The sequence below is a fragment of the Halomonas sp. KM072 genome (genome assembly GCF_050710315.1).
Taxonomy (GTDB): domain Bacteria; phylum Pseudomonadota; class Gammaproteobacteria; order Pseudomonadales; family Halomonadaceae; genus Vreelandella; species Vreelandella hamiltonii.
In genome coordinates this window covers 2278420-2291500 of sequence record NZ_CP136132.1, presented here as the reverse complement: position 1 = coordinate 2291500, position 13081 = coordinate 2278420, and the positions used below count along the sequence as shown (strand labels likewise).

The following is a 13081-nucleotide window of genomic DNA, read 5'->3' as shown; positions in this document are numbered from 1 at the left end:
CTACAGTTATTTCATCTATAGTATTCTACTTGCGTGAACTGGTTAGGATGAAAGTAAAAAAAGTATGCTCATTAAAATTGTGTCTATCATAGGGCTTTCACCAAGGCATTGGCAAAGCGTTGAGCGGAGGGGAGGGCACCCGCTATCCAGAAAGAAGACGACAAAACAACAGAATCTCCTTGCTGGACACTGGGGAGGTAACGCCACATGCCGCTAGTCTCGATATTATTTTCTATACCTATGGGGAATGCACTTTCGATGACAATCAGTCTCGCTTCTTCCACATTGAAAAGCTCTCTGATGCTTACTAGTGAATAGCCCCACTGATTGGTTTTTTCTGTCCATGCATTGCTTAAATTTAACTGCCGAAGCACCTCCTGAAACATACTATTCTCGCCATATACTCGGACATAGTGCTCATTTACTAGTTGAATAACTAGCAGTGGTGGCTGTGAGCTTAGGTTACTTCGCAATTCTTCAAGATGAGATCGTGTGTCCATAATTAGCTGTTCCGCTACAGCTTTTTGATCGACTGATACACCAATTTCAAGAGCAAATGCATCAAAGCTTGACCACAGACGGCCACTCCTATTTCCGACATAAGGATAAGATTGGATGATGGTATAAGGTGCAATGTTAGCTAACCTTTGCCCGAGGCGAACTTGGCTAGGAGACAGAAGGATATGATGAGGTTCGATGCTGCTTAGTAGTTCCATGTTTGGAAATGTCTGTGTTCCAATATCTATGATGTCGACATCTTTGTAGTTATCGCCAGTCCATTTATGGAAGGCTGCGGTATTGCCCAATGAGACAGCGCTAGGATCAAGAGAGAGAAGTGTTTCTGCAATTGTCCAGTCAAAGACTGCAACAGATGGAGGCAATTTAGTTGCCAGTGCTGGGTTAGTGGTTAAAATAAAACCAACTAAATAAACAGGGGTACGCCAAGACCTAGGCAGAAATCGTAAAAAACTCACAGCGAACTCCTTTAGAAAAAATAAAAATTCCCAAAAAAAGACTGATTAAATATTAGTGTATAAAAAATGATAGATACTCACTATCAAAAATTCAGCCCTACCTAAGCAGGGCCGAATAAAATACATGTAAATCGAGATGTTGGGGAGTGCTATGCTGATTTTTTAAAAGTCATATTTCATCGTCATCATGAAATTGCGTGGTGCACCGTAGTAGTTATGTCGGGTTTCTCCCCGAACTGAGGAGTAATACTCTTTGTCGGTTAGGTTGTTGCCGTTAAAAGAGATATCCAAGTTCTCATTGACTCGATAGCCGACCATGGCTGACACGGTGGTATAGCCTCCTTGCTCTATACGCGTATCTCCGCTTTCGGCATAAACACTGCTGACTGTATTTATGCCAGCACCAAGGCGCCAGCCCTGATTTGGATTATCGCTGAATCGATAGCGTGACCATAGGTTGAAGTTATGCTCCGGCGTGTCCGGCGAGAGTGTGAGTCCTTCCGAATTAGCATCTCTTACGAACTCTGTCTGTGTATAGGCATAACCAGCGCTGAGATCCCAGCGAGGCAACAGTTCGCCGCTAACTTCTAGCTCGAAGCCTTCACTTTTTGCTTCGCCGATAGGAATCGAGAAGCCAGGATTATTAGGATCAGAATATGCGCGATTGGTGTCTTCGATACGGAAAACTGCAGCATGCCAGTTCAAGCTACCCTCGGCATGTGAGCCTTTAATACCGGCCTCGTATTGCTCACCCTCTCTTGGCTTGATAGGGTTGCCGTCACTTCCTACAGCCGTTTGTGGCTCAAAAATGCCAGTGTAGCTTGTGTATAAGTTGAGCCCTTCGTTGAGGCGATAGATCAATCCTGCGTAGGGGATAAACTCAGTGCCATCATCACCGGACGTTTCACCACCAAGAAAGTTATTGGTTTCCCACCAATTTATACGGCCACCAAGCGCAAGTGTAAAATCATCCATAAGATTGAATCGAAACTGGCCGTAAGAGGCATATTGTTCGATATTAAGCTCAGTCCTACCAGGTGTGCCATCGAAATCTGGTTCTGTACGGTTATGTATTGGGTCAAACAGATTCTGAGGAAGATATTGAGGGTCGCCGAAGACCCATTGATTACTTAGCTCACTACTCTGATAGCTGGTGCCGAATACGGCTTCATGAGTTGCTCCAGCTAGTTGGAATGGGGTGCTAAACTGGGCCTCCAAATAATCGTCCTGCTTCTCCAGATCCCAAGCGATCTGACGAATCGCAAACTCGCCGGTATTTTGATCAGCGACTAGAACTCCTTCACTACTTTTTCTTAGGCTTGCATCGCGATCCAAACGATTAGCTTTAAAGACTATTTCGCCTCCATTAGCTAGGCGATGCTCAAGTTCTATAAAATAGCGTTGTGCGTCTCCTGTCTGCTTATCCCAGTCAGATCCGATATAGGTAGAGCGGTCTACATTGGGTAGAGTGCCATCACTGTAAGCTGGTAATCCAGAGTGCGGTCTAAACTCTTCATCTTGCACAGTAACGCCCATTGACAGTGTCGTTTCGGGAGACAAGTCAAACTCAAGCGTGCCATAGCCGATTTGGTTCTCTGAGTAAACGTGATCAATAAAAGAGTCTCGATCATCGTAGACACCGACGAAACGGCCCCGTACTTGCCCTTCGCTGTCTAACGCGCCGGTAACATCAACAACACCCCGATAGGCATCGTCCGTACCTGCAGAAATAGATACAGAGGCTTGGCTCTCAGCTAAAGCACGCTTACGAACTAGGTTGATAGTGCCGCCGGGTTCGCCGGCGCCATGGAGAATGCCCGCAGGTCCGCGCAATACTTCAATTCGATCAAGTAGTGCGGGGTCAAATACTCCGGCACTTTCCCAGGCACTGCCCGCGCTCTGAACAGGACTGCCATCCATAAGGAAGGAATCAATATTATAGCCTCGAGCCTTGATAACATACTGATTAGGACCGTACTCATTTACGGTGATGCCTGTGACATTTCGTAGGGCCTCAGACAGCGTGGTAGTCCCTTGATCATCGAGGCGATCTCGTGTAACAACGCTAATAGATTGCGGCGTTTCCTGCACAGATTGTGAAACTAAGCCAATGCTAGTGCTTTCGCTAGTGTAGGAATTGCTGTTTTCGGTCATGCCGTAGGGCAGGCGATCCCCGGTGACAGTGAGTGTAGACAGCTCGCTGCCATCATTGTCAATCGAGTGGTTTGTCGACGTAGCATTTTGCTGAGCAAGCACAGCTGCCGACGTACTGCAGGCAGCAACAGCAATGGCGGCCGTAAGCCACCGCTTGCGGAAAGTGGGTTGGTTCACGAATGTTCTCCTTAAATGAGGTTCATTTTAATTTTGTGTAAATCTTAATTGTTATTGTTTGCATTATGAGTATATGAACCCCGAAGTCAACATCAAGTGAGCCTCGGGGTGGCCGAGCACTATGGCGCGGTGACTTCTTGCTTACAGGGCGAGGATGCATATAAGGCAGTTTTCTGATCTAGTGCAGCACAAATCTCACTTGTCCTGGCTGCCAAAATCGACAGCAGGGTATCGCTTAAACCATGGGTGGGCTCGCAGCTGCCTTGCAGGAAAATAGCCGGTTTGAACTCAGGCTTGGTATAGAGCTGATAGCGGCGATTGACGGCAAAATCGGGCAGGTAGTCCGCCACCGGAGCCAGCAGCCGTTTATGGGTGTCGCGTACATAGCCGGTGGCTAACACTACGGCGTCGTAACGGGTGATATCCGTATGGCCAGTCTCCAAATCACGCACTTTGAGCTCGACGCCTTCAGGGCCTGCTTCACTGCCGATCACCTCATGGCGGCGGCGGAAGCGGTGGCGGGCCTGGCCGGTGACTTTTTGCTGGTAGAACACATCGTAAATCTCCTGAATCAGTGCCAAATCAGGGGCCGAGTAGTTGGTGCTTTTGTACTCCTGCAGTAGTGCTTCCCGCTGGCCGGTGGGGTTGTTGAACACGTAGTCGGTGTACTCGGGGTTGAAGATTTCGTTAACGAAGGGGCTATCATCCGAGGGTTTGAAGGCCCAGGCTCGACTGATCAGATCCACCTGGATGCCTTCACGGCCGTGCAGATCCAGGAAGATCTCAGCCGCGCTCTGGCCCGCACCAATTACGGCGATGCGTTTGGGGGCGTATTGCTTTGCCAGCTCTCTGAGGTAGTGGCTGGAGTGGAAGACCCTTGGGTCGTCTTTTAGCCCGGTGAAGCACTCCGGCACGTTGGGCGCCCCGCCCACGCTGATCACCAGTGAGCGGGTGAGCCTTTCCTGTACCGCGCCGCTCTCATCCCGTGAGCGAACGCGAAGGTAGGCGACCTCGTCGCTGTCCGTTTCGGGCAGTACTTCAAATACCTCCTCTCCATAGGCGCACTGGTGTTCAAAGTGGCTGGCCGTCCAGCTCAGGTAATCATTGAATTCGTGACGGCTGGGGAAGAAGGTCTGCAGATTGATGAAGTCCTGCAGGCGGCCTTTGCTGTGCAGATAGTTAAGGAAGCTGAAGCGGCTTTTAGGGTTACGTGGCGTGACCAAATCTTTCAGGAAAGAGATCTGCATATGGGCGTTGTCCAGCAGCATATGCGGGTGCCAGGCAAAGCAGGGTTGGCGCTCAATGAACAAGGCATCCTTCGCTTGCCCTGTCTGACGATGTTCGTCGAGCGCAATGGCCAGGGCAATGTTGGAGGGGCCGAAGCCGATGCCGATCAAGTCATGAATATGCATAAGGGTCCTCGTGGCTGACGTGTTTATAAGGTGAAGCGTGGGTCGGGTCGTGGCGCTGACCCAGGGTGGGGCGGCAGCGGAATCCAGCTGCGCTCGTTGAAGAAGTGTTCGCGAAGCTGCATGCCGAGCATGGCCCGCTTATGGGGGAAATCGAACGCCTTGACGTGGGCGTAACCGCACTGGGCAAGGTTGCGCAGCATTTTGGCGTTATCCACCCGGGGTTCGATCACCAGGCGCTGAGTGCGGCAGTCATCGAGAAACAGATAGTGCGAGAGGGAGGGCATCCAGGCCGCCACATATGGCCGCCCTCGAAAAGCCGCTTCGCCGATGAGTACGTGCCAGCCGCGGTCAAAGTCATCGGCTGCGTAATAGGCACCGATGCGATCCTCCTTGGCCCAATAGGTCTCGAAATAGCCGAAGGGCTCGCCGTCGATACAGCCGATCAGCGGTAACACGCTGGGGTTTTGCAGGGTGCTCTCTAGCCGCTCGCGGTGCTGTTCCAGGTCGCCCTGCTCCTCCCAGAAGTGGGCGACGACCGGGTCGTTCATCCAGCGGTTGAAGCGTTCCAGGTCGAGCGCCAGGTCAAGCACGCGAAAGCTCACCGTGGCATCGAGCCAGGGAATATGGCGCTGATAGACCGTGCCACTGGGGCGCGGTGGGCGGCGTGGATGGCGTTTTCCATTCGTAAGGATCGGCTGCTGGGGGTAGGCGCGCAGGGAGGGGGAGGTAAGCCAAAGGGTGGGCAGCTGCCAAAATAGCTCCGCGTAGGCCCAGAGTTCTCCCTGGTTATCTTTCACGGCGATGCCGGCGGCACACAGGTTGGCATGCACGACGCTGGGTAAGCGAAGGCGTATCGCCACAGTGGCCGGGTGAAAGGTAAACGCCCCTTCGATCGCCGCGAGCAACGCCGGGAGTGGGGGGGCGGAGCGCTGCGGCCAGCGCAGCGTCAAGGTGTTGCTATCGTCCTCCAATGACCACTCAAGACGTTCTTGATCACCCTTGACGAGCAGTGACTGCGTGGTGGCATTCGCAATGACGTGATAGCCCACGCCCTCGGGACGTGAGAGCAACGCGGCTTCCGCGGGGCTTTCATAAGATGCGTCTACCTGTGTTTGTGCCTGGACAGAACGGGACACCGCAAAGCTCCTATCGATGAGAACGGATCAAACAAGGAACAGCCGTCGACATCACCTGCCATGGGCCGGTATGACGGACTTCTTTATCTAAGGACGAATGAGAATGAGGCTTGTTTACGTAATGGTGGGTTAACTTTTTGCGGGAGCGATTCGTCTTTAGAGGTAGCTGTCGGTTTTCAATGGGCTTCCAATCGCTTTCCAACGAGGTGAATGTGCTTTCCTATCTGTTTCGTCGAACCCGCGGGCTGATGACCGCCGCTGCCTTGGCCAGTATTCTCTCGGGACTTTTCAGCGTGCTGCTGATTGCCCAAATCAATGCGGCGTTGACCGGCGATGCCGCCAGCCGTGCCGACTCTCATGTCAACCCTGCCTGGGTCTTTGCGGGCATTGCCGTGGCGTTGATGCTCTGTCGCATGGTGTCGACGGCGCTGTTTGAGCGATTGGGGCAGCGTGCTCTGGCCGAGTTGCGCAGTTTTGTCGCCCAGTGTGTGGCCGAAACCCCCTTTGCTCGGTTCGAGCGTGTGGGCAGTGCGCGGATCCAGTCGGCACTCACCGAGCACAGCAACAACGTGGCGGTACTGTTTGTTAGCTTGCCGGTGATTTTGACCAATACGGTCATCGTGGTGGGGTGCTTGGGCTACCTGGCAATGCTCTCATGGCAGGTGTTCCTGTTTGCTTTAGGCGTGATTGGGCTGGGGGCTGTTGGCTACCATCTGGTTCATTTACGCGCTATTCGTTACCTCCAGAGTGCCTCGTCCGAGCAGGATCGCCTGTTTGGACATTTCCGTGCGCTGACCGATGGTGCGAAAGAGCTGCGTCTGCACCGGCGCAAGAGCCGGGTCTTCATGGATCGGGTACTCGGCGAGTCGGTTGAAGGCGTGCGGCGATTGCGTACCCGTGGCATGTCGCTGTTCGTGATCTCGACCAGCTGGGGGCAGTTTCTGATGTACGCCTTCATCGGGCTGGTGCTGTTTGGATTGGCGGATGATGGGCCTAATCAAACCCAGATCATGACCGGTTTTGCCCTGGTGTTCGTGTTCATGGTGACGCCCCTTGAAGGTTTGTTGATCAATATTCCGCGGATCAACATGGCGCGGGTGGCCGCTAGCCGAATCGATGAGATCACCCGCGAGATGCCCCAAGGCCAGGAGAAGCAAACATCACCTCCGGTGCCGGATTTTCAGCGGCTCGAGTTGCGTGACGTGACCCACCAGTACTACCACGAGCAGAGCGATGACTTTTTCGAGCTGGGGCCGATCAACCTTGACTTCACACCGGGGGAAGTGGTGTTCCTGGTGGGGGGCAACGGTAGCGGTAAGACCACGCTGGCCAAAGTAGTGGTGGGGCTTTACCCGCCGGAAGGTGGCGAGGTATTGCTCAATGGCGAGCGGGTCGAAGCGGATGGCTGGGATGCCTACCGGCAGCTCTTCTCGGTGGTGTTCTCGGACTTCCATCTCTTTGAGCGCCTGTTAGAGGCACCGCGTGATGGCCTGGACGAGGAAGGCAACCGCCTGCTGGCCAAGTTGCACCTGCAGCACAAGGTGCGGGTTGAAAACGGTGCGTTTACCACCCAAGCACTCTCCCAGGGCCAGCGTAAGCGTCTGGCGCTTGTCGTGTCCTACCTTGAGGATCGGCCCTTCTTGGTGTTTGACGAGTGGGCGGCGGATCAGGATCCGTTATTCAAAGAGGTGTTTTACTGCGAGGTGTTGCCCGAGCTAAAACGCATGGGCAAAGCGGTGCTGGTGATCACCCACGATGACCGCTATTTCCACCTCGCGGATCGGTTGGTGCGGCTAGAGAGTGGCAAGCTGTTGGCGGCTGGGCAAACGACTGACGAGCAGTCGATTGGCGCGGAGGTGGGAGCTTCAGAGGAAGATGTCAAAATAGGGAGTATCGATTAAACTGTACAGGTAACCGAGGAGAGGTGATCATGAATACCCAGCTAGATCCTATCGTTTCGGAATTCGAGACGCAGGAACAAGCCGATAGCTATGATCGTTGGCTCAAGGCCAAAGTTCAGCGCAGCATCGACAACCCGGGCCAAGGAATGCCTCATGACCAAGTTATGACCAAGGTTGATGCGATCATCGCCGACGCGGAGCAACGCCAACGCGGCGGAGTTTCGTGAGCCTGCCTATCCACTGGCATGACGAGGCGATTAACGACTTGTTTGAGCTTGTCGTATACATCGCCGAGCGCGATCCTCAAGCCGCCCGGCGGCTGCGTATTCGTATTGAAGCAGCTGTCTCCTCAGTGGCTGAACACCCCTACTTACACCAAGTGGGCCGCTTGCCGGGTACGCGAGAAATTGTTGCTCACCCAAACTTTATCGTGGTCTACCAAGTGACGGATCGCATTGAGGTCATATCAGTGGTTCACTCTCGCCAAAATTATCCCTGACGCCTACTCGCCGCTCATACGAACTGCTAACCCAGAGTCTCCACCTCAAAGGCCACCATTTGGCGCTGGACGCTGGAAAATTCGAGCCGGTCAGATAAATGGGTTTGCCGGAGGCGTCATGTCTGTCAGTGCTTAAACATGCCATTCAGGCTAGTGGCGAAGAGCACCTCTCCTTAGCACTATGACGCTGAGCGAGTTCCTCATCAGAGTATGCGCCTTCATCTAATGACTTCTTAAGCTCTTACCTGCCACTTCCCCCCACCATACGCGCCAGTACCTTGTCCTTGAGCCAGAACCTATGAATCAGCGCCATGGCGATATGGCCGATGATTAATCCACATAGCAGCCACGAGAGTGGGCCGTGAAGCAGATCGGCGGGGGCGATCATCCAGGGGATCTCGCGCTCTGCTTCGGGCAGTAGCTCCATGCCATAAAAGCGTAGCGCCCCGCCGCGGCCGACCTGGCGTAGTATGGCGAAAGCGGGTAGCCACAGCAGCAGCGCGTAAAAGGTGATATGCACCAGGCGCGCGATGCGACCTCCCCACCCAGGCGGCTGCGCAGGCCGCCGCTTGCGGTTGAGCCATGCCCAGCCAAGGCGCGCCAGCGTCACGATGAGAATCAGAAACCCTAACGAGCCATGAGGCCCGATGCTGGCCAGGAAAAGCGTGATAGCGTTTTCGCCCATCCCACGCCAAGCCAGCAACACGGTGAATTGCAGCGTGACCAGCGCGGCGGTCAGCCAGTGAAGTATACGGCTGATTCGTCCATAGCGGTTGGGGCTGTCTCGCCAGCCAATAGGCGTCTGAGCTGGCTGGCTAGTGAGACCCTTGTTTGACGCCGTGTCGTTTGCCATTTCCTTAACCATTGGCCTTTCCCTGCCTCCAGTAGCCCATGCTGGTGACGTACTGCTTGGGGAGCCCGCACTCGTTGACCAAGTAGCGGCGCAGCTTCATGGCGACCTTGGTTTCAGCGGCAATCCAGGCGTAGAAGGGCGCGCTGTCGTCCAGAGTGGCGGGTTCCCAGAGGGGGCCGTCCTCATCGTCGCTTTCATCGTGGGTCGTGGCGCTGGTAGTGGGGGTGGCAGGCGCACCACCTAGCGCTTGAATTTCCCGATGCAAATCGATATCGCGTAGCGCTCTCATCAGCAGCTCCCCGTGCCGACAACTGGGCTCGGTGTCGCGGGCCAGCCAGTGTAGCTTAGCGGCTTGGGGGAGCGACTGAACGTCGTCGAGGTGGGGCACTTCGAGCAGCGCTTCGACCTTGGGTTTGAGCGGCAGGTCATCGAGGGTTTCCAGAATACCGGCAGCAGCGGGGAGGGCGGTTTCATCGGCGATGAGTAGAATACGGCGCACACCCTGGGGCGGTTTCCACTCGTAACCTTGCGCTGGGCCTTCTGCCGTGGCGTCGGGGGCCGTCATGGCAAGCCGGTCACCGGGCTGGGCATGCATGGCCCAGCGTGAGGCGGGGCCATTGTCGCCGTGGAGCACGAATTCGACATCGACTTCAGCGTTCTCTGGGCGTAGGGCGCGGATGGTGTAGGTGCGCGCGGCGGGGCGCTGTGTATCGGGCAGTGCGCGATAAGCGCCGTACCAGTCGTGCTCTTCCAGCTTGGCGATTTCGAACAGCGGGTCGAGGCTGCCACCGTCTTTGGGAAAGAACAGTTTGACGCGTTGATCCGGCGCGTAGGTCGCCATGTAGCCAACGTCTGGGCCCGTAAAGGTGAACTTGACGAGCGAGGCACTGACCTGGGTGCGTCTGGCTAGGGTGATATCGAAAAGCCGATAGCTCGGTTTGGCTGCCATGATGGGGTTCCTCATGCGGAGACATAAATCAAGGGGTCAATTGTAGTGCTAATTATTATCATTTAGAATCTTCGACAGTCATTCAAGCGCTCATTTCCATCCACTCGTTTGCTTATATCCTAAGGTCACTCCCATGACGCAGCCGCCTACTCACGCTCTTTTGGTGAATCGTCCCGCCACCACCAACGGAGGGGTCTCATGCTAGGCGCTGCTCAACGAATGGGAGGAATGACCCCCGCGAAAGCTTGTCTGTTGCTGAGCCTGCCGATGGTCGTGCTGTTTTGGGTCGGCCTAGAGAGCCAAGGCGGTTTTGCGCTGGGCCTAGAGGCATTAGTGGCCCCTTCTTTCGAGAATGTCGACGAGCTTCTGCTCCATTACGCCTGGTGGCCGCGCCTCTCGATCGCGCTGTTGGCCGGGGGCGGTTTGGGGCTGGCGGGCGTGCTCATGCAGCAGGTGCTGCGCAACCCGTTGGCGTCACCCACCACGTTGGGGGTGGCATCGGGCGCTAATCTGGCGCTGATGACCGCTACCTTGCTGGCGCCAGGGCTGCTGGTGGTGGGGCGTGAGTGGGTCGCCTTGTCGGGTGGCGCGCTAGCGGTGGGGCTGGTGTTCCTGCTCTCCTGGCGGCGCGGTTTGGCCCCTGTTGTGGTGGTGTTGGCGGGCCTGGTCGTTAATTTATACCTGGGCGCACTCTCCACCGCGCTGTTGCTGTTTAACCACGAGGCGCTTTCCGGGCTGCTGATTTGGGGCGCGGGATCGCTGGCGCAAAACGGTTGGGACGGCGTGGCGACTCTCTGGCCGCGGCTGGCAATTAGCTGTGTCGCCGCTTGGTTTTTGCTGCGCCCTCTGGCGGTGCTGGAACTGGACGATGCCAGCGCCAAGAGCCTAGGGGTATCGCTGACTTACCTACGCTTTGCGGGCATGGGGCTGGCGGTGTTCATTACCGGCAGCATCGTCAGCGTGGTGGGGATCATCGGCTTCATTGGCTTGGCTGCACCCAACATCGTACGCATGGCGGGGGCGCGTCGATTGAGGTCGCGGCTGATATGGTCGACGCTATTGGGGGCGGTACTGCTGGCGACCACGGATCTGCTGCTGCAGCAGTTCGGGGGCATGGTGGCAGCCTTTATTCCCACCGGAGCGATTACCGGTGCCCTAGGGGCACCGCTGTTGATGTGGCTGATTCCGCGCTTGAAATTGCAAGGCGACCAACCGCCAAAAGGGGCGGGAGTGTTCGCCCATCGTCACCCGGCGCCTTCCCGCTTGGCCGCTGGTTTGCTCCTCGCGCTACTAGGCGCCACGCTGCTTGGTCTGCTCGTTGGCCAAGGTGTCGATGGCTGGTATTGGCTGTCGCCGGATAACTGGAACGTGATGCAGTGGCGCCTGCCGCGAGTGATGGCGGCCGCCGCCAGCGGGTTGATGCTGGCGATTGCCGGAACGATTCTTCAGCGCCTTTCGGCCAACCCCATGGCCAGCCCTGAAGTCTTAGGTATTAGCGGTGGTTGTGCCATTGCGCTGATTCTGGGGATTTTCCTGCTGCCCGCGCCGACCAACTTCACGTTGATCGGGGTCGGCACCCTGGGCGCTTTTGCGACGCTGTTGGTATTGGTGGGGATTAACCGTAAAAGCGGCTATCTCCCCGAGCGTTTGCTGCTCACCGGGGTGGCCGTCAGCGCTCTGTTTGATGCGGTGCGCAGCGTGATGCTGGCAGGCGGTGACCCGCGTGGCCAGCAGGTGATCGCCTGGCTGGCGGGCTCCACCTACTACGTGGATATCACCAACGCCGTGGTGGTCGGGGGCATTGCCGCCGTACTGGCGCTCGTCACGCTGCCTTTTACCCGCTGGCTGGATATCCTGCCACTGGGCGCAGCGACGGCCAAGGCGCTTGGCGTCACGCTCAACCGCGCGCGTTTAGCGCTGCTACTGCTCGTTGCACTGCTCACCGCTTGCGCCACCTTGGTGGTGGGGCCGTTATCGTTTATTGGTTTGTTAGCACCGCACATGGCCCGCTTGGTCGGCTTCTCGCGCGCGGGCCAGCATCTGTTAGGGGCGGCGTTGATCGGTATGCTGCTGATGGTGCTGGCGGACTGGGTCGGCCGTCAGATCATTTTCCCTTATGAGATACCGGCTGGCTTGGTCGCCTCCTTGATTGGCGGTGCTTATTTCATGTGGGGGCTGCGGCGGCTATGAGGTGTGTGGCGACCAAACCAAGTGAGCTTTGGGCGACAGCGAACCCTGCGGAGGCGCTGATAGCGCTGTACCGCCAGCCGCCGCTGGAGAACCTGAAAGCTCCAGCGTTTGGTCCGCCTGACGAACCGACGCTGGCAGCCTCTGCATTGCTGGATCGAGGCTTCTTGAGTGAGCAACTGGCGCGCTATGGCCGTAGCCACGGTGACCATGCTGACGGCAAAGCCATTGCGTCGATTTGGTCGAAATTTCACTTCAGCAGTGTCGCGATCCCGACGCTTGTGGCCAATCTGCTACTGGGCTACGAGTTGCCATTGGCTGGAGATGAGTTGCGGTTGGCGGTTGGCGATCAGGGCCAGACCGCGCGTATCTGGCTGCCCCATGGGGGCGTGCCATTGTCGTCCAGCGCACCCCAGGCGCGATTTTGTCGTTTATTCGATGACCATTGCGCGCCGCTGATCGAGCTGCTGGCGGTGATCTCGGGACTCTCTGCCAAAGTGTTCTGGAGCAACCTGGGGCACTACGTTGAATTTGTGGGCAAGGCCTGCTCGCGGCACCCGGAGTTTTCGGCTGCCGGTGACCCACTGTTGGATTATCTCGATACCAAGACGCTTCCCGATGGGCGGCGAAACCCTCTTTATCAGCCGGTGCGTTATCTGGAACTGGGGGGTGAGACACCGTCCAGGGTGAGACGACTCTGCTGTATCAAGTATCGGCTGCCCGGCGAGCCGCTTTGCGGCGGCTGCCCGCTCAAACCTGAGAACAAGCCGAGCAAGCAACGCCGTTAGGAGAGCATGGCCGATCGAGCGAAAGTAGTGGCCAAAGATGACCGATTTTCA

General features: G+C 56.2%; 11 protein-coding genes. 5 read left to right on the top strand and 6 right to left on the bottom strand.

Annotated features, from left to right (window positions below; translation table 11 throughout):
* Nucleotides 1–86 precede the first annotated feature (86 nt).
* From RVM26_RS10940 to RVM26_RS10925, 4 genes are all read right to left on the bottom strand, one after another.
* On the bottom strand, nt 87–974 hold the full coding sequence (locus RVM26_RS10940) for an ABC transporter substrate-binding protein (protein ID WP_058578663.1): 888 nt from the start codon (nt 972–974) through the stop codon (nt 87–89).
* Nucleotides 975–1136: 162 nt separating this feature from the next.
* Nucleotides 1137–3305, bottom strand: coding sequence for a TonB-dependent siderophore receptor (locus RVM26_RS10935; protein ID WP_058578662.1), 2169 nt, complete (start codon nt 3303–3305; stop codon nt 1137–1139).
* Between the two features lie 119 nt (nt 3306–3424).
* Nucleotides 3425–4717: a lysine N(6)-hydroxylase/L-ornithine N(5)-oxygenase family protein gene (locus tag RVM26_RS10930; RefSeq protein WP_054641353.1), complete on the bottom strand. Its 1293-nt coding sequence runs from the start codon at nt 4715–4717 to the stop codon at nt 3425–3427.
* A gap of 23 nt (nt 4718–4740) precedes the next feature.
* Nucleotides 4741–5853: a GNAT family N-acetyltransferase gene (locus RVM26_RS10925; RefSeq protein WP_058578661.1), complete on the bottom strand. Its 1113-nt coding sequence runs from the start codon at nt 5851–5853 to the stop codon at nt 4741–4743.
* Nucleotides 5854–6065: 212 nt separating this feature from the next.
* On the opposite strand from RVM26_RS10925, the gene RVM26_RS10920 reads away from it, so the two are divergent.
* From RVM26_RS10920 to RVM26_RS10910, 3 genes are read left to right on the top strand one after another with little or no spacing between them, the layout of a single operon-like run.
* Nucleotides 6066–7754, top strand: a complete 1689-nt coding sequence (locus RVM26_RS10920; RefSeq protein ID WP_063744345.1) for a cyclic peptide export ABC transporter — start codon at nt 6066–6068, stop codon at nt 7752–7754.
* A gap of 29 nt (nt 7755–7783) precedes the next feature.
* Nucleotides 7784–7981 carry a type II toxin-antitoxin system RelB family antitoxin gene (gene relB / locus RVM26_RS10915; protein WP_054641354.1) on the top strand — a complete coding sequence of 66 codons (198 nt, stop codon included), beginning with the start codon at nt 7784–7786 and terminating at the stop codon, nt 7979–7981.
* Nucleotides 7978–8253, top strand: a complete 276-nt coding sequence (locus tag RVM26_RS10910) for a type II toxin-antitoxin system RelE/ParE family toxin (protein WP_054641355.1) — start codon at nt 7978–7980, stop codon at nt 8251–8253. The genes relB and RVM26_RS10910 overlap by 4 nt, the downstream gene beginning before the upstream one ends.
* 241 nt (nt 8254–8494) lie before the next feature.
* On the opposite strand, the gene RVM26_RS10905 is transcribed toward RVM26_RS10910, so the two are convergent.
* Both RVM26_RS10905 and RVM26_RS10900 read right to left on the bottom strand, forming a co-directional pair.
* A complete protein-coding gene (locus tag RVM26_RS10905; protein WP_054641356.1) occupies nt 8495–9118 on the bottom strand; it encodes a cytochrome b in 624 nt (207 codons plus the stop codon).
* On the bottom strand, nt 9111–10055 hold the full coding sequence (locus RVM26_RS10900; RefSeq protein WP_058578660.1) for a siderophore-interacting protein: 945 nt from the start codon (nt 10053–10055) through the stop codon (nt 9111–9113). The genes RVM26_RS10905 and RVM26_RS10900 overlap by 8 nt, the downstream gene beginning before the upstream one ends.
* A 198-nt stretch (nt 10056–10253) precedes the next feature.
* On the opposite strand from RVM26_RS10900, the gene fhuB reads away from it, so the two are divergent.
* Together fhuB and fhuF are read left to right on the top strand one after the other, a co-directional pair.
* A complete protein-coding gene (gene fhuB / locus RVM26_RS10895) occupies nt 10254–12245 on the top strand; it encodes a Fe(3+)-hydroxamate ABC transporter permease FhuB (protein ID WP_058578659.1) in 1992 nt (663 codons plus the stop codon).
* Complete coding sequence (fhuF, locus tag RVM26_RS10890) at nt 12242–13030, top strand: siderophore-iron reductase FhuF (RefSeq protein ID WP_058578658.1); 789 nt, start codon at nt 12242–12244, stop codon at nt 13028–13030. Before fhuB ends, fhuF begins: the two co-directional genes overlap by 4 nt.
* The last annotated feature ends 51 nt before the right edge of the window (nt 13031–13081 follow it).

Bases quoted from the DNA above. Each gene is read 5' to 3' on its own strand.
- RVM26_RS10930 (WP_054641353.1), bottom strand. From the start codon at position 4,717: ATGCATATTCATGACTTGATCGGCATCGGCTTCGGCCCCTCCAACATT.
- relB (WP_054641354.1), top strand. From the start codon at position 7,784: ATGAATACCCAGCTAGATCCTATCGTTTCGGAATTCGAGACGCAGGAA.
- RVM26_RS10905 (WP_054641356.1), bottom strand. From the start codon at position 9,118: ATGGTTAAGGAAATGGCAAACGACACGGCGTCAAACAAGGGTCTCACT.
- RVM26_RS10900 (WP_058578660.1), bottom strand. From the start codon at position 10,055: ATGGCAGCCAAACCGAGCTATCGGCTTTTCGATATCACCCTAGCCAGA.
- fhuB (WP_058578659.1), top strand. From the start codon at position 10,254: ATGCTAGGCGCTGCTCAACGAATGGGAGGAATGACCCCCGCGAAAGCT.
- fhuF (WP_058578658.1), top strand. From the start codon at position 12,242: ATGAGGTGTGTGGCGACCAAACCAAGTGAGCTTTGGGCGACAGCGAAC.